The sequence below is a fragment of the Paenibacillus sp. genome (genome assembly GCF_031177825.1).
In the GTDB taxonomy this organism is placed as follows: domain Bacteria; phylum Bacillota; class Bacilli; order Paenibacillales; family YIM-B00363; genus Paenibacillus_AE.
Genome location: NZ_JAPSKE010000021.1, coordinates 32,612 through 47,820, shown reverse-complemented (window position 1 = coordinate 47,820; position 15,209 = coordinate 32,612). Strand labels below are relative to the sequence as shown.

At 59.1% G+C, this 15,209-nt stretch carries 18 protein-coding genes; 1 reads left to right on the top strand and 17 read right to left on the bottom strand.

Features of this window, described 5'->3' with window-relative positions; all coding sequences use genetic code 11:
- Window positions 1-3 precede the first annotated feature (3 nt).
- From RIN49_RS20660 to RIN49_RS20595, 14 genes are all read right to left on the bottom strand, one after another.
- Window positions 4-399 (bottom strand): VOC family protein, encoded by a 396-nt coding sequence (locus RIN49_RS20660; RefSeq protein ID WP_309122047.1) that lies wholly within the window; start codon window positions 397-399, stop codon window positions 4-6.
- Window positions 400-402: 3 nt separating this feature from the next.
- Window positions 403-771, bottom strand: coding sequence for a DUF4180 domain-containing protein (locus RIN49_RS20655; protein ID WP_309122046.1), 369 nt, complete (start codon window positions 769-771; stop codon window positions 403-405).
- A 17-nt stretch (window positions 772-788) separates the two neighbouring features.
- Window positions 789-1,331: a PadR family transcriptional regulator gene (locus RIN49_RS20650; RefSeq protein ID WP_309122045.1), complete on the bottom strand. Its 543-nt coding sequence runs from the start codon at window positions 1,329-1,331 to the stop codon at window positions 789-791.
- A gap of 137 nt (window positions 1,332-1,468) precedes the next feature.
- Entirely contained in the window at window positions 1,469-1,876 is a 408-nt protein-coding gene (locus RIN49_RS20645; RefSeq protein WP_309122044.1) for a DUF1801 domain-containing protein, read from the bottom strand.
- Between the two features lie 139 nt (window positions 1,877-2,015).
- The gene (locus tag RIN49_RS20640) at window positions 2,016-2,198 is read right to left on the bottom strand and encodes a hypothetical protein (RefSeq protein WP_375295269.1); all 183 of its coding nucleotides are present in this window, start codon (window positions 2,196-2,198) and stop codon (window positions 2,016-2,018) included.
- A gap of 43 nt (window positions 2,199-2,241) precedes the next feature.
- On the bottom strand, window positions 2,242-2,712 hold the full coding sequence (locus tag RIN49_RS20635) for a GyrI-like domain-containing protein (RefSeq protein ID WP_309122043.1): 471 nt from the start codon (window positions 2,710-2,712) through the stop codon (window positions 2,242-2,244).
- A gap of 80 nt (window positions 2,713-2,792) precedes the next feature.
- Window positions 2,793-3,170: an MmcQ/YjbR family DNA-binding protein gene (locus RIN49_RS20630; protein WP_309122042.1), complete on the bottom strand. Its 378-nt coding sequence runs from the start codon at window positions 3,168-3,170 to the stop codon at window positions 2,793-2,795.
- A 20-nt stretch (window positions 3,171-3,190) separates the two neighbouring features.
- On the bottom strand, window positions 3,191-4,135 hold the full coding sequence (locus RIN49_RS20625; protein ID WP_309122041.1) for an ABC transporter permease: 945 nt from the start codon (window positions 4,133-4,135) through the stop codon (window positions 3,191-3,193).
- Entirely contained in the window at window positions 4,128-5,057 is a 930-nt protein-coding gene (locus tag RIN49_RS20620; RefSeq protein ID WP_309122040.1) for an ABC transporter ATP-binding protein, read from the bottom strand. Before RIN49_RS20620 ends, RIN49_RS20625 begins: the two co-directional genes overlap by 8 nt.
- 17 nt (window positions 5,058-5,074) lie before the next feature.
- Window positions 5,075-6,136, bottom strand: coding sequence for a DUF4097 family beta strand repeat-containing protein (locus RIN49_RS20615; RefSeq protein WP_309122039.1), 1,062 nt, complete (start codon window positions 6,134-6,136; stop codon window positions 5,075-5,077).
- A gap of 2 nt (window positions 6,137-6,138) precedes the next feature.
- Window positions 6,139-6,882, bottom strand: a complete 744-nt coding sequence (locus tag RIN49_RS20610) for a hypothetical protein (protein ID WP_309122038.1) — start codon at window positions 6,880-6,882, stop codon at window positions 6,139-6,141.
- Window positions 6,883-7,596: an ABC transporter ATP-binding protein gene (locus RIN49_RS20605; RefSeq protein ID WP_309122037.1), complete on the bottom strand. Its 714-nt coding sequence runs from the start codon at window positions 7,594-7,596 to the stop codon at window positions 6,883-6,885.
- Between the two features lie 3 nt (window positions 7,597-7,599).
- A complete protein-coding gene (locus RIN49_RS20600) occupies window positions 7,600-7,977 on the bottom strand; it encodes a GntR family transcriptional regulator (protein ID WP_309122036.1) in 378 nt (125 codons plus the stop codon).
- A 214-nt stretch (window positions 7,978-8,191) separates the two neighbouring features.
- Window positions 8,192-9,169: a glycerophosphodiester phosphodiesterase family protein gene (locus RIN49_RS20595; RefSeq protein ID WP_309122035.1), complete on the bottom strand. Its 978-nt coding sequence runs from the start codon at window positions 9,167-9,169 to the stop codon at window positions 8,192-8,194.
- A gap of 55 nt (window positions 9,170-9,224) precedes the next feature.
- Between RIN49_RS20595 and RIN49_RS20590 the strand changes: the two genes are divergently transcribed.
- On the top strand, window positions 9,225-10,262 hold the full coding sequence (locus RIN49_RS20590; RefSeq protein ID WP_309122034.1) for a hypothetical protein: 1,038 nt from the start codon (window positions 9,225-9,227) through the stop codon (window positions 10,260-10,262).
- Here the strand turns inward: RIN49_RS20590 and RIN49_RS20585 are convergent.
- From RIN49_RS20585 to RIN49_RS20575, 3 genes are read right to left on the bottom strand one after another with little or no spacing between them, the layout of a single operon-like run.
- Entirely contained in the window at window positions 10,209-11,795 is a 1,587-nt protein-coding gene (locus RIN49_RS20585; RefSeq protein ID WP_309122033.1) for an AMP-binding protein, read from the bottom strand. The two genes, RIN49_RS20590 and RIN49_RS20585, sit on opposite strands and share 54 nt — an antisense overlap.
- Complete coding sequence (locus RIN49_RS20580; RefSeq protein WP_309122032.1) at window positions 11,782-12,642, bottom strand: SDR family NAD(P)-dependent oxidoreductase; 861 nt, start codon at window positions 12,640-12,642, stop codon at window positions 11,782-11,784. Before RIN49_RS20580 ends, RIN49_RS20585 begins: the two co-directional genes overlap by 14 nt.
- Window positions 12,629-14,965, bottom strand: a complete 2,337-nt coding sequence (locus tag RIN49_RS20575; RefSeq protein ID WP_309122031.1) for an ATP-dependent DNA helicase — start codon at window positions 14,963-14,965, stop codon at window positions 12,629-12,631. Before RIN49_RS20575 ends, RIN49_RS20580 begins: the two co-directional genes overlap by 14 nt.
- Between the last annotated feature and the right edge of the window lie 244 nt (window positions 14,966-15,209).

Here is a 15,209-nt window from a genome sequence, read left to right as displayed (position 1 = left end):
AGCTTATCGATCTTCGTCAATCGTTCTACCTCCTTGGTTATTGGCGTTCGAACGATATTCGATCAGCCCGTAATGGACACCCATCGGGTCTATGATATAAGCGAGTCGAAACCCGTCGAAATCCATGACGTCCTGCACGACGCGCCCGCCGTGTTCGGCGGCCTTGGCGATCGATTCATGGATAGAATCGACTTGGATCTGCAGGCGGACGCCTACCGGGAAGTGCGCCGGTCCCTTGGCGATGCCTCCGTCGATGCCGGCTTGGCCGACATCGCCCGTCTTCGCCGGATAATATCCCCAATTCGGCTCTCCGATGTCCCATCCGAATACGTTCGCGTAAAATGCGGAATGCCCCTTCGGATCCTGACCGCTGATCTCGAATCCTATGACTCGCCCCATCGCTCAACCCCCGTTCCTGGTGAGCCACTGTACTGCCTCTTGCTCGTTCGAAAACGATCTGAACGCGTTGCCGAACTTCAACTCCGCCAACATCTCCTTCGCTTTGCCGAGGACGAGACGATCCTCCGGCACGACGACCGCCGTCCGGATGCGGTAATTGACGAGCTTCTGCATCACGGCCCCTGCAAGGCCGGTTCGAAGCCGGAAGAAGTCTTCGCTCAGCGCATCCGCATGCAGCAGCAGCCGCGATACGCCGCGCTCGAAGCATGCGCCGATCAAATCCGACGCGTCCTGCTCCGTGCGCAACTCGCGTTCCCCTTGCAAGAAAGCGACGTATTCGACCCCTTCTTTCTCGAAAAACTCGTACTTCATGACCCGGAATTCCTCCCCTATTTCGTTACATCGGCCAGCTTGGCTCTCCATTTTCGAATCCACGCCTTCTCGTTGCGATAGAAATCCAGTACATTCTCGTTGATCATATCCCATAGTACGCTTTCCCTGGCGGTTCTCGCCGGCGCGAAGGAAGCTCTGCGGATCTGCTCCTCGTGCAATCGAAGCCGCGACTCGACTTCCTCCTCGTATCGGCCGATCAATCCGTCGAGCTCTTCCTCCGACAAGACGTCGGCCCATGCGAGTTGAGCGAGAAACAGCTTCTTACACTCCGGCGGTTCGGGCCTGGAATTCGCCCAACGCTCCAACGCTTCCGAACCGGCGTCGCTGATCGAATATATTTTCTTCGACGGCGAACTCTCCTGATGCACCACCTCATGGGTCAGAAGTCCGGCTTCCAGTAATTCGACCAACGATTTGTAAATTTGATTATTATTGCCGGACCAAGGAAAAATCGGGGATTCTTGCATGATCTTCTTCAGATCGTATCCGCTCATGGACCGATAACTGAGGATGCCTAAGATCGCATATTGAATCGACATCCGTCCGCCCCCTAATCATTCGAGTAACATATGTTAACAATAACATATGTTACTCGAATTGCAAATACGAAACCGCCAGACGAATCGCCTGACGGTGTGCATATTCTCTCGTTGTCGTTATTGTCGTCAGCCTCCCCCTACCCTCTGCCCGCGGCGACCCACTTGGCGACTACGCTCCGCAGCAGCTCTTCCTTCGCCCGTACGTCGTCCATGTCCGTAAATACGGCGATCGCCCGATCGTCGGACGCCCATTCCAACCAGCCCCCGTCGTCGTCGATGAACCTTCCCTCGCCCGTTCGACTCTTGGATTTCGCGCCGCAGTGGAAGATCAACCGAAACAACCCTTCCCCCCGGAGTTGGAACGTGATGCGATCCTCGCCGTCGATCGCGAAGCTTGGCGCGTTCCACTTGATCTGCTCGGTAAACCCGAGCCCCGTCCCCAACACGAGCTTCCTCACTTCTTCGATCTCCCGCTTCAACGGATGCTCGAGCTTCGCTAGAAACTCGGCCACTTCTTCTCCGGATGGTTTCGCGCGCGCGCCCATACCTTCTCCTCCAATCGGTTTTTCACCATTGAACAGAGCATACCAAACGCCTGTTCGTAATTCAATCCCCAGCGGGAAAAATTTCCGTCGAATGGCAGCCGAAGGACGATAGCATCCGCATCGCGACGAACGAGTGGCCCTATTGCGACAAAACAACGGCGGTCTCGGACCGCCGTTGTTGCATTCTTATGTTATTGCGCGGCAAATTGCGCGCGATCATGCCTCTTGCCATCTCCATGTCGGACTCTTGGCCCGTCGTCAGCGCGAACTTCGCGACGATCGCCGGGCACGCGGCCCACTGCTCCGCGATATGCTCCGCCATCCGCGGCCAAACCTTGCCGCCGTGCGACTCCGACGCGTCGGAATCAACGATTCGCCGGGATAAATAACTCGATTCGCCCGGATTCGCTCTCCAGCGCGTCGAGGTCGTCCCAGTATTCGATATCGATCGGTCGGACGCCGTATGTCTTGTTGATGTAGTCGTATGTAGCGGCGAGCTGCGATTCCGGGCCTTGGTGAACGATCTTGACGTATCGTCCTCGAAGCACCGTATACGTCGTCATTTCGTCGGGAATGTCGCCGAAAGCGGCGACGTCGCAGCCGATGACATGCCGGTATGGGACGTCAGGCGTCCAGTGACCGTCTTGCGGATAAATCTGGAGTAAATACATCCCTGTCCCGATCCGGTTTTCGATCTCTTCCATCCGGTTCGCCAACTCCATGCGCAGCTTCCCGACGCTCATCGTCTCCATCACTTGGTTCAAGCTCTCCACGATGGAGAACCCTACCAGCTTAAGCTCATTCCGTTCCATCATCTCGTTTTGTTCGGTCTTCATATATACCTCCTTCTAAGCAAGAGGAAAAAATAACCACGAGAGTCATTTTAGCGAATATTTGTTCGGTTGTAAATACAAAACTATGGTGCGGACCGCTCCATCATCTGTTTCGCCAGACGCTTCGGCGCCGCGCGCAGGTAAGCTTCGACGAGGAGCGTCCCGAGCTCGTCCCAATCGACCGAATCTCCGGCGTCGATCGACACCCACCCATGTTGCCCGATATACGGCGTCTTATAATAGCCGCCTCGCTCCAGCAGCATGCCCTGCGTCTCCTTGTCCGATTTGAATGAGATTCCCGCGCGGCCCTTGCCTTCTTCGTCGCCCATCAGGATGAACGATTTCCCCTTCACCTTGAAGGTGTTATGGCCGAACCCGTCGACGATTTCCTCCACCTCGGGCAACGGCCTGCAGATGTTGCGAACCTTCTCCAGCATCTCCAATCCTTGCATCGACTTCATGCCCTTCCATGCCCCCTTCTCTATGCGGCTACGTCTCTCCGCGTAAATACTTGCCAAGCGATCAAGTTGAACAACAGGAAATACCCGACCAACACCGATATGGAAAAGGACAGCGTCATCCCTTCCTGGTACGGTCTTCCGCCAACATATTGCGTCAAGTCGATGTTGGCGAACAACAAATATTTGCTCCATTCGTAAGCCTGCAGAAGCTCCAATAGGGCGGTGCCCGCAAACAACGCGAAGATGGAAATCCCGATCGCCATCGCGCTGCTTCGGAACGCGGCTGAGATCATGAACGCCATCGTTACGAAGAGGATCGTCGACACGCCGTTGAGCAAATACGTCTGCCATAATGCGGCCGTCATGGATTTCTCGACGACGACGCCATCGGCGTCGACGGTCAATAACGGGAGGTCCATCGCTTGGAACCGATAAATCAAACCGTTCGCGACGACGGAGACGAGAAACAGGATCGCTAGGAGCAGAAGTCCGAATACGATCAGCGACAAATATTTCGAGACGAGAATTTTAAGCCGGCTCGCCGGCCGGATGAGCAGCAGCTTAATCGTACCGGCCGAAAATTCGCCGGCCAAGCTGTCCCCCGCCACGATCACGGTAAATAATGTTATCAAGACCATCAGCTCCGCGGAACCGAGAATCCCTTCCCACATCGTGCCGTCTTCGGGGCGAACGTCATGCGCCAGCCGATAATCGAGAATCGAAATTCGATCCTGGAAGAACGTCCGATCCTCCGCATCCAGCTCCGGATCGGAGAGCAGCTCTAGGTAGCGCTGCTTTTCCGACGCCGCCTGTTCCTGCCACGAAGCTTCGGAGGCGTTCCGGCCGTCGTAATACCACTCGACGAAGCTCCCGAGCAGCACGCCGCCGATCATCAATCCGATCATGACCCACGTGCGCGCCCGGCGGTAAATTTTCATGTTTTCGTTCAGGAGCAAATTACCCAATCTTTTCTCCCCCCGTCATCTCCAAGAATCGATCCTCGAGCGACTGGCGCAAGACGCGCACCCCATAGATCGGGAGCTCCGTACGCGCGAGATGCGCCACGAGATCCGGAATTCGTTCGCGCTCCGTGACGACTTCCACGCCCTCCGGCACGATCCGTCGCTCGCGAATCCCGTACATCTCGCTTACCGCCGCCAGCATCGATTCGGCGGCGGTCGTCTCGATGACATACGTCTGCGCCGCATCGCCGGACTCCATGAAATCTTGGATTCGCTTCACATCGACCAACCGGCCTCGTTTAATGACGGCGATCCGGTCGCACATCAGCTCCATCTCGGATAACAGATGGCTGGAGACGACGACCGTGATCCCTTCCGTCCGGGTCAAGTAGCGTAAATAGTCGCGAAGCTCGCGAATGCCGGCGGGGTCCAAGCCGTTCGTCGGTTCGTCGAGAATGAGCAACGACGGCCGGTGAAGCAGCGCTTGCGCGACGCCAAGCCGCTGTCGCATGCCGAGAGAATATTTTTTCACCTTGTCGTGAATCCGATTTTCCAGCTTGACCAGCTTGACGACTTCGTCGATGCGTTCCTTCGGCACGCCGGGAATCATGCGCGAGTAGTGAATCAGATTCTGATAACCGGTTAGATATTTGTACAGCTCCGGATTTTCCACGATGGCGCCGACGTGACGAATCGCCTGCTCGAACTCGGTCTTGATGTTCTTCCCCTTAATGAAAATATCGCCCTTCGTAATCGACATTAATCCGACCATCATCCGGATCGTCGTCGTCTTGCCCGCTCCGTTCGGTCCTAGGAAGCCGAAGATTTCTCCTTGAGGGACGTCGAAGGTCAAATCCTCCACGATCGTCGAGCGTCCGATTTTTTTGGTTACGTTGCGAAGACTTACTACGGGAGCATCGCTCATCGCCGGTTGAACCTCCTTTATTTTACGTGAATGACAACGTCGGTCGACACCGCTCGGACGTCCATGTTCCACGCGCCGCTTCCCACGACGCCTTGCGCCCGGGCTTCGTGCGTCCCGGCCGGATCCGCCTCGACGGGTAAAGAAGGGGGAGCTTGGATCCATCCGTCGATGACGGTTGCGTTCACGGCATACCCTTCCGCTTCCGACAAGATCAACCGGATTTGCCCCGATTCGGCGTCGAGACGTACGTCGTTCCGAATTCGTTCCAGCCGAAGCGCGGCTTCCGTGCCGGTCACCGCGACCGGCCCCGAAATTTCGTCGAAGCGAACGGAGCCGCCGTTCACATTGCCCGAGACTGCTCCTTCGATTCGCGACAGGTACGTGTCGCCGGATCGACTGCCGAGCGTTACGGCGCCCTCCACAGATTCGATCGTAGCGCTCCCGTATTCGTTGGAGAGATCGACGTTCCCCCGAACGTCGGCGAGGTACGCGTGACCGTTGACGGCCTTCGCCGAGACCTGTCCGACGACGTCGACGACGTCCGCCTTGCCCCGAACCGACGTCACCTCGACGTCCCCCGTCGTACCGCGGATATCGATCGAGCCGTCCTCGCTCTCCACCCGCAGCTTGGTACCGTCCGGGATCGAGAGGACGTAATCGATCGTGACGGCATCGGATTCCGCCGAAGGCGTCAACGTCAGCCGCCCCGCCTCGACCTTCTCCTCGACCGCAGCGTCTTCCGCCCTCTCTTTGGCCGACGCTTCGTTCCTCCCGACGGCGGTTACCGTGTAACGCAGCTCGATCTGACTAGCCTCCGCCCGTCGCACGGAGATCTTCCCCCGGTCGCCGGCAAGAAGCACTTCCTTGACACCTTGGCCGTCGATCGTAAGCTGCCGCTCCGCCGCGACGGTAACGTCCCGATGCGCCTCGTCATATGCGTTCGTCTTCGCCGCATGAAGGAATTGACTGCCGAACGCTTCGAACATTTCTTCTTTTTTGACCCAGAGATCCAAGACCAAGAGGCAGAATAGGACGGCGACCGAGGATAGGATTACGAGTCTCTTTTTCCGGAACGTCATCCTCATACCTCCACCTCTTGTTCGAAAATATACCCGTTCAGCCACAAGAACGCCCCGCACAGGAGCAAGAGCACGAGGAAAGGTCCGGAGTGCAAATACAGCGCGTCGAAATCGATTCCGCCATAAAACAATTCGGGCATCCAGGACAGCAAGCCCGACAAGATCGGGCTTACCCGGAAGACGACATACATCGCTGCGAAGCCTGCGGCAAGAATAACCGCCCATTTGAATTTCGTCACGAGCTGCCCGCACAAATACGCGAACTGAATGATTAAGACGAGGAGCGTCACCGTTAGGCAATACATCCAGAAGCTGTTGAACGTTAGGTTCAGCAGCGCCGGCATGATCTCTTGCCACTCCTCGCTGCCGCTGATCTCGCCCCGCTTCAGACGCAGCAAGATGAGCGCGAAGCTGACGCCAACGCATAAGATCGTGAGGAGCAGCAGCGACAAGACTGCAACCAGCTTCGCCGTCAGCACCTTCCACCCTCGAATCGGCAAGGAGAGGAGCAAGTAGATCGAGTTCGACTTCCACTCGGTGTGAAGCTGGTAGTATCCCGCGCCGATCGCCATCGCCGATACCGTCAGGAACGGCACGACCAACGACAACACGAAGGTCACGTCTTCCTCCCAGCCCTGGCCCTTGTACAGGATGAAGAGATGCCACAGCACCGTCGCCCCGGACAACACGGCGAATAGCGGGAGGACCCCCTTGCATTCTTTAAGAAATAAATTACGGAATCCCATCTATTCGTACACCTTCTCCCAGATGTTTTCCAGAGAACAACCGTATTCGGATCGCAAATGTTCCGCCGTGTCGTTCATGATGACTTGGCCCTGTTGCAGGAAGACGACGTCGTCGAACATCGGCTCCGCTTCGTTCAAGGAATGCGTCGACAGAATGATCGTCTGCTCCGCCGCATCGAATTGCTGAATGATCGAACGGATGATCTTCGCGCGCGAAGAAGGGTCGATGCCGGAGAACGGCTCGTCGAGCAGGATGAGCGGCGCGGACCGCGAGAACGCTGCGATCAGCTTCAGCCTCGCGCGCAAGCCCTTCGATAGATTGCGCACCTTCTGATTGCCGTCCAGCTCCATCGTCCACAGCATCTCCGCCGCCTTCTCCTCCTGCCAATCGTCATAGAAGCCGGACAGAAATCGAAGCGTCTCGGCGACCGTCATCCAACCGTACAAATAGTCGATCTCCGGTAAGTACGCGATTCGACTCTTGTTGCGCACGTCCGGCTCCCGCCCGTTCACTAGAATCGACCCGGAGGTCGGGTAGATCAGTCCCGCCATCATCTTGAGCAACGTCGACTTTCCGCTGCCGTTCGGCCCTAGCAGCCCGACGATGCTGCCCCTCCTGATTTGAAGATCGATTCCGTTCACGGCATGCTTCAATAAGTACCGCTTATGTATCCCTTTGCATTCGACGATATGCTCGCGGATGTCGTTCGACATCGTCTACACCTCCTCGTTCCCCTTGTATAATCGCTCGCGCAGCAGCCGCTCCGTCTCGTTCGGTTCGATCCCTAGCCCGCGCATTTCGTCGATGAAATGTTGTACGGCCTGAGCGGCCATCTCCGAACGAATTCTCGCCAGCAACGCAGGGTCGTTCCGGATGAAGGTGCCCTGCCCTCGCAGCGTCTCCGTGAGACCTTCCCGCTCCATCTCTTGATACGCCCTCTGCACCGTATTGGGATTCACTTGCGACATCTGCGCTTGCTCTTTGTGGGAAGGAATCTTATCGCCTGGCGAGAGCTCTCCTCTGGCCAGCGCTTTCTTGACTTCGTCGACCATTTGCAAATAAATGGGTTTCGGGCTGTTGAAATTCAACTGCACGTTGCGACCCTCCCTTCGCAATCCAGTGCACTATTGCACTAGTGCACTATTACAATATTTCCTTTTCGCCCGATTGTCAAACATTATTTCGGCATAAGAAAAACTCGTCTTGCGACGAGTCCTTAGGGTTGAAGCTTTTAGGTTGTAACACGCCCGCAATGAATCGCCGCCTCCGGCATACCGTTCAGACGATCCGAGGGAACCAGGGATGGATTCACTTTTCCAAGTAAGGGCCTATGAGATCGATCCGATTCGTCCACACGAAGCCGCGGTACCGCTTCGGAAGGCGCTCGACCGCTTGCGGATCGTCGAAGCCCTCCGACCATGCGCCGTCGCCCGCGACAAGGACGACCCGCGTGTCGGCCTCCTCCATCCGCCGGACGAACGTCTCCGGAAAGCCCCATAGCCAGGGAGCGATCTTCTCCGGGAGATGCAATTGGGTCCCATGGCAGGCGACTGGCACATACCCGGTCCAACCGACGGCCAAGTAAGGAATCAAGCAGCGCTTCATCGTCGCCATCGACATCGTCCGGAGATCGGGAACGAGTCGACGAAGCTCGGCGATCGGTTCGTCGCCTCCGTATACCGCGAGCCGCTCCCTACGCTCGGCAGGCAGCGCGGACAATATCCCTGCCAGTCGAACCCCTTCCTCCCCGTCGTTGCTCTTGACATGAAGCAAGAACGACTGCTCCGGGAACCGAGCCCATACTTCGTCCAACGCAGGCATCAGACCGACGCCCGTCCCTCGGAACGGATACGTCTTCCCGCCGTCGGCCGTGTACCCATACCCGATATCCAGCCGCTTCAGTTCTTCCATCGTATGTTCTCTCGTCGCTCCGACGCCGTCCGTCCTGCACTCCAACGTCCAATCGTGGAACACCGCGAACCGTCCGTCCGTCGTCGGCTGCACGTCGAATTCGACGATGTCCGCTCCCGCTCGGAATGCCGCTTCCATCGAAGGGATCGTATTTTCCAGATACGGATGCTCCGGTTCATGGATGCGCTCGGCCGTACAAGCATCTCCCGTAATGCCTTCCATCGGGAACGTCTGCGCCATCCCCCGGTGCGCCAACGAGAACGGCGCTTCCCCGTCGGTTTTCATACACAGGGAGCTGTTGTTGAAATATAGGAAACCGATGAACATCAGGAGGAAAATCGCGAACCCTTTAAGAAACCTTCGGAACATCTTCATCTCCCCCCTCTTCTCTAGTATACTCGAACTACACTCGACTAACGGGGGGACGACAATGAACGTCGGATCGGCAAGAGCGGCGGCGGCGGCGTGGGTTCGGGAGTACGCCGGTAAAGAAGCCGGGTTTATGGGTGCGTATATGAGCGGGTCGACGATCGGACTTCCGGATGAAACGCCAATGTCTCCGACCTCCGATCTCGATGTCGTGATCGTTACGGCAGCGGACGAAGCCCCGCCCAAGCTCGGCAAACTCGTCTACCGCGGCGCCTTGTTGGAAATCACGTATTTGCCTTGGAATCTGTACGTCTCGGCCGAAGAGGTCTTAGCCTCCTACCACCTTGCGGGTAGCTTCCGCACGGATACGATACTTGCGGATCCTACCGGGCAGCTAAGCGCCCTGCAAGCGGAGGTGTCCCGACGCTTCGCGGAACGGACGTGGGCGAGCCGCCGCTGCGAGAACGCAAGGAAGCGGGTCGAAGACGGACTGCGGGCCATCGACCCGACCGCGCCGCGGCACGATCAAGTGATGTCGTGGGTGTTCCCGACCGGCGTGACCGCACACGTTCTGCTTGCGGCCGCGCTCCGTAATCCGACGGTGCGGCTCCGTTACTTGGCCGCTCGCGAAGTGCTTGAAACGTACGGCTTCCTTGATATATACCCGGAGCTGTTGCGGTTGCTCGGCTGCGAGCGGCTGTCGGCGCAACGCGTCGAACATCATCTTGACGAGCTTGCCCGCACGTTCGACGCCGCGGCAGCCCGCGCGAAGTCGACGTTCTTCTTCAGCAGCGATATCGCCGCCGCGGCGCGGCCGATCGCGATCGACGGAAGCCGGGATCTCATTCGGGCCGGCAACCACCGCGAGGCCGTCTTTTGGATCTTGGTCACGTTCTGCCGCTGCCACAAGATCTTTGCGGTCGACGCTCCGGAAGTGCACCTTGCCCTTACCCCCGCCTTCGACTCGCTGGCGTCGGATCTGGGCATCGACTCCACGGACGCGCTGCTGCGTCGCGCGGAAGAAGGGCTTCGGTTCCTGACTAGATTATCGGAGTGCTCCGAAGCGATCCTGGACGCCAATCCCGAAATCCGCCGTTAACCGTTTCCGGTCCAGCTTGCCCAAGGGAGTATACGGCAATCGGTCCACCAATACGATGTCCCTCGGCATTTGGTATCGGGCCAATCGAGTGCGGAGCCACTCGGAAAGCTCGTCCTTCGTCGCGCTTGCCTGCGGGGTCATCGATACGAACGCGCGCAATCGTTGCCCGTACGCTTCGTCTTGGACGCCGACGACGGCCGCGTCCTCTACCTGAGGGTGCTCGAGGATCGCCTGCTCTACCTCGATCGGATAGACGTTCTCCCCGCCGGATACGATCATGCTGTCCGCTCTTCCGCATAAGTAGAACAGCCCCCGCCCGTCCCGAACGCCCAGATCGCCGGTATCGATCCAGGCATCCGCTCCACTCCGCCGAGCGGACCATCGGTTCTTTACGTACATTCGGCCGATCGTTCCGGCCTTCACGCTCCGCTTCCGCTCGTCCGCGATCCGCAGGCGCACGCCTGGGATGCTTCTGCCGATCGTAGCCGGGGCATCGCTTACGTCCTGCGGAGTCGCGATCGTGGCGAGCCCCGCCTCCGAAGTGCCGTACAAATTGTACAATGCCGGACCCAGCCGCTCCATCGTCTCCTTCGCCAGCTGCGGACGAAGCTCCGCGCCGCCGCAGGCGATGCACGCTAGAGACCTCAGCTCGTCGCCCTCCGCCGCCTGCAGCATTCTGCGCAGCATCAAGGGGACGACGGCGACGACTTCGATCTTATGCTCGCATACGACCCGACACGCTTCCCGCGCCTCGAAGCCCCGTCGGAGGACCATGGTCTTCCCTAAGGCGCAAAATAGGAGAAGCATCGCGATCCCGTACCCGTGATAGAGCGGCGTGGCGATATACGCGGTTCGATACGATCGGATGCGAAGCCGCGTCAAGAACGCCGCGAAAGGGTCCAAGTAATTCAACAGGGACGGGCGATGCGGCGCTTCCTTCGCTTGCCCGGACGTCCCCCCGGTCGGCAGCACGAGCTTCCCGGCGGACGAACGTCGTCGTCGCCCTCGGACGTCCGCGCCTTCGGCGAGCCGGCGTTCGATGATCGACAGCGCCTGACGATCGATCGCCAGCCTCGGTCCGGCATAACCGGACGCTTCCAGCATCGCGCACCGGTCTTCGTCGCAGAGGACGAGATCGAGCGGCCGGCGCGCGAGGAAGTCGTCCAACTGCGCGCGGCTCATCTCCGCGTGCAGGAAGTACAGATCCGCTCCGGCGGAAGACGCCGCGAAGATCGACTTCGCGAAAGCGGCATGATTCCGGCACCAAACGCCGACCTTCTTGCCGGCCGAAAGCCCGTATTGATCTCGGAAATAGCCCGCCAGCGCTTCGGCATGCGCAAGAAGTCGATCGTAGGTCAAGGTTTCCTGCTCGTCCGTTAACGCGACGTTCCGTCCATAAGTCCCGGCGGAAAAATACAGCAGCGCCATTAGGTTGATTCCGTATCGATAAATCGCCGAGACGAACCGGAACAACGCCGCAGGAGATAGGAGTCCCATAACGTACAACGCGTAAAACAATTTACCCACGATCATGTCCGTTCCTCTCCTTCTTCCCGAGACTCGCAATCGAAGCCTCCCAGCCCCGTCGGAAGAGGACGGAACCGATTTGCCCGAACGGCAGCCACCAAGGTCTGAAGGTTCTCCTGCGGGTGTAAATCGACTTGCCGATCCACTTCGCAACGTGCATCGGAGACATCGCCGGCGCCTTCCGGTACGCCGCGGTCGGCGCGATCATCGGCGTTCGGACCAACGGCGGATAGATCGACGTCGCGGACATCCCCGCTCGATTCCACTCGGGCGCCGCCGCGCGAAACCACGTATCGAACGCCGACTTCGAAGCTTGATACGCCGCCCAATTCGGGACGGGCAGCAGCAGCGCGTTCGCGGTCGAGACGTTGACGACGTGCCCCCGCTTGCTCTCGAGCATCGGGACGAGCGATAAAAGCAACCGTACCGGGGCGAAATAGTTGATCGCCATCGTTCTCGTAAAATCGTGGTAACGATCCAGCGATTCCCGTATCGGGCGCCGGATGGAATGCCCCGCGTTGCTGACGACGATGTCCACCCCATCCGGCAGCCGCCTAAGCTCGTCCAGCAGCGCCTCCATCTCCGTCTCGTTCCGGAGATCGGCGGCGTAGACGGAGATTCGGGCCTCCCTCTCCGCAAGGGCGTTCTTGATCGCTTGCAGCTTATCTCCTCGTCTGGCCACCAGAATCAGGTGCGCCTTCGTATCGGATAACAAGTATACGAGCTGCTCGCCGATCCCGGAGCTCGCTCCCGTGATCAACACGGTCTTCCCCTCCACGCTGCGAGCGAGCTTACCCCGATTCAGAAACGTCGGCGGAAACAAGAGATGCTCAAGGAGACTATAGGTAGGCACGCGAACTCCTTCCTTCCCTCGAGGCATGACCGATGACCGCGCACGGCTTCCACTCCTCCGGGAGCAGCCGATGATACTGAGGCTGCAGAAACCGATCGTCCACCAGCAGCAGCGTGCCGCGGTCTTCCTCCGTCCGGATGAGTCTCCCTCCGGCTTGCAATACCTTCGTCATGCCGGGATACAAGTAGGCGAAGTCGAACCCGTTCCTCCCGGTTCGGTCGAAATAAGCTTTCATTACCTCCCGTTCCAACCCGACCTGGGGCAGACCGACGCCGACCACGACGACGACGCCGAGCCGGTCCAAGGTCAGATCGACCCCCTCGGAGAAGATGCCGCCCATCACGGCGAAAGCCAATACGCGCCGCGCGCCGCCGGGCTGGAACGCGGCGAGGAACGCTTCCCGCTCCTCTTCGCTCATTCCGTTCCGTTGAACGATGACATGCGCCTCCGGCGTCCCCGTCTCCAAGTAGGCGGCCAGCACTTCGTTCATGTAATCGTACGACGGGAAAAACGCGAGCGCATTGCCCTGCCGCTTCTCCAGCAATCGTCGCAGCGCGTCGGCGATCGGCGCCTTCGTCGACGCGCGGTCCCGGTAACGCGTCGAGACCGGCAACAACTGCACCTCGAGCTGCTCCTTAGAGAAGGGGGACGGGACGGCGACGTGATAGTCTTCCGCCTCCCCGCCCAGCATCTCCCGATAATAAGAGATCGGCGACAATGTCGCGGAGAAGAACGCTTGCGAACGATATCCCTTGCCCATCCCGCGCAGCGCCGAGGAGGGGTCCAGACAGAACAGCTTCAGCCGGACGTCCGTCTTGCCCAGCTCCGCATAAGTGACGTAGGCTTCGTCGTACCGTTCGGCGATCCGAAGGAAGCTCAGCGCCGCGAAATACGTCTCCAAGAGCAGCGCAAGCGCTTCGCCGTCGCTCGCGCGGCTCCCCAGGAGCGTCCGCTCCGCTTCTTCGCCGAAACGGGCCACCAAAGGGATCAACTCCTCCGGATAAAAGTTCGTCACCACGCTTCGCTCCGCGCCGGCCGCCTTGCGGAAGCCGACGAAGAAGTCGTTCACGGCTTTCGCCGCGTCCCCCACGTTTTCGGTTTTCCATAACCGCCGAAGCTGAAGGAAAGGCGACTTCGTCAGTTCCGCCGAAAACATCTCCCGGCCGCGATCGACCAGGTTGTGCGCCTCGTCGACGAGCAGCGCGGTCCGCCGCTTCGTCTCCTCCGGCATCCGCTTGAACGAAACCCTCGGGTCGAAGACATAATTGTAGTCGCACACGACCGCATCGGCCGCGTACGCGGCATCCAGGGAAAATTCGAAGGGGCAGACGCGATGCTTCCGCGCATACGTCTCGATGACCGTTCTCGTCAACCGCGTCTCGTGCGTCAACGCATCGAGCAGCGCCTCGTTGATTCGATCGTAATACCCGTCCGCGTATTCGCAAAATTCTTTCTGGCAGCGCATCTCCGCCTGGAAGCAAATTTTCTCCTTGGCCGTGAGGGTCGCGGAACGCAGATGCAGCCCCTTCGCCTCCAGCAAAGCCAGCGCCTCCTCCGCGGCCGTCCTGGTGATCGTCCGGGCGGTCAAATAGTAGAAGCGGTCCAGCGCCCCTTCCCCGATCGCCTTCGCCGCCGGGAAGATCGTCGAGATCGTCTTCCCCGTCCCGGTCGGCGCTCTGGCGAACAGACGCTTCCCGTCGACCGCGGATTTGTAGACGGCGCCGGCCAGCTTCCGCTGGCCTGGACGATAAGCGTCATATGGGAAGGCCAACGCCCTGCAGCTTCGGTCGCGCTCCGCGACATGACGCAGCTGCAATCTAGCGAACGGCGCGTACGCCCGGACGAGCTCTCGCACCGCCAGCTCCAGCTCGGGCAGCTCCATCCTGCGGGTGAATCGCTTAAGCGCATACGACGGAACATGCACGTAGGTCAGCCGGATCGAAAGAGCCGGAACGCCCTCGTTCGCCGCATACAAGTATGCGTAACACATCGCTTGTCCCCAGTGGACCGGATGCGAAGCTTCCCCGATGTCCGCCAGCTCGGCCGCCGTCGACTTGATTTCCTCGATCGTCACGGAGCCGTCTTCCCCGATCAGGAGCCCGTCGCAGCGCCCCTCGAGCTCGAAGACGAGCTCCTCGTACGCCAGCCGTCCCTCGAGATGCACTTCCTTCCGATCCCGTTCCGTGTAGTCCTTCTGGAGCTGCTGATGCGCCCGCGTACCGTCCAGCAGCGTCGTCGCCGCGCGGAAGCCGGACTCGATGCTGCCTCCGCGATAGGCATATTCCGCTAATGCCCGTACGGATATCTTCACCCTGGTTTCCATTCCCGCTTCACCGCCGACCCGAATTTGAATATATTCATGTTAGAACACACATTCGCATAAGTAAAGGAGAACCTGCCCGCAAACGAGAAAAACCGTCCTGCGGACGGTTTTTCGGGAGTTAGAGGACGAGGCGGACGGGGAATCCTCCCGTGCAAGCCTGCGCAACACGTCTGATTCGATGATCAAGCGGGAAATCGACCCTCTTCTTCCGCCTTCGTCCGTTTCATGCTAACGGGGCGGAGTT

Excerpts from the sequence above, each read along its gene's own strand:
- RIN49_RS20660 (WP_309122047.1), bottom strand. The coding sequence starts at position 399 with ATGGGGCGAGTCATAGGATTCGAGATCAGCGGTCAGGATCCGAAGGGG.
- RIN49_RS20655 (WP_309122046.1), bottom strand. The coding sequence starts at position 771 with ATGAAGTACGAGTTTTTCGAGAAAGAAGGGGTCGAATACGTCGCTTTC.
- RIN49_RS20650 (WP_309122045.1), bottom strand. The coding sequence starts at position 1,331 with ATGTCGATTCAATATGCGATCTTAGGCATCCTCAGTTATCGGTCCATG.
- RIN49_RS20645 (WP_309122044.1), bottom strand. The coding sequence starts at position 1,876 with ATGGGCGCGCGCGCGAAACCATCCGGAGAAGAAGTGGCCGAGTTTCTA.
- RIN49_RS20640 (WP_375295269.1), bottom strand. The coding sequence starts at position 2,198 with ATGGCGGAGCATATCGCGGAGCAGTGGGCCGCGTGCCCGGCGATCGTC.
- RIN49_RS20635 (WP_309122043.1), bottom strand. The coding sequence starts at position 2,712 with ATGAAGACCGAACAAAACGAGATGATGGAACGGAATGAGCTTAAGCTG.
- RIN49_RS20630 (WP_309122042.1), bottom strand. The coding sequence starts at position 3,170 with ATGAAGTCGATGCAAGGATTGGAGATGCTGGAGAAGGTTCGCAACATC.
- RIN49_RS20620 (WP_309122040.1), bottom strand. The coding sequence starts at position 5,057 with ATGAGCGATGCTCCCGTAGTAAGTCTTCGCAACGTAACCAAAAAAATC.
- RIN49_RS20615 (WP_309122039.1), bottom strand. The coding sequence starts at position 6,136 with ATGACGTTCCGGAAAAAGAGACTCGTAATCCTATCCTCGGTCGCCGTC.
- RIN49_RS20610 (WP_309122038.1), bottom strand. The coding sequence starts at position 6,882 with ATGGGATTCCGTAATTTATTTCTTAAAGAATGCAAGGGGGTCCTCCCG.
- RIN49_RS20605 (WP_309122037.1), bottom strand. The coding sequence starts at position 7,596 with ATGTCGAACGACATCCGCGAGCATATCGTCGAATGCAAAGGGATACAT.
- RIN49_RS20595 (WP_309122035.1), bottom strand. The coding sequence starts at position 9,169 with ATGAAGATGTTCCGAAGGTTTCTTAAAGGGTTCGCGATTTTCCTCCTG.
- RIN49_RS20590 (WP_309122034.1), top strand. The coding sequence starts at position 9,225 with ATGAACGTCGGATCGGCAAGAGCGGCGGCGGCGGCGTGGGTTCGGGAG.
- RIN49_RS20585 (WP_309122033.1), bottom strand. The coding sequence starts at position 11,795 with ATGATCGTGGGTAAATTGTTTTACGCGTTGTACGTTATGGGACTCCTA.
- RIN49_RS20575 (WP_309122031.1), bottom strand. The coding sequence starts at position 14,965 with ATGGAAACCAGGGTGAAGATATCCGTACGGGCATTAGCGGAATATGCC.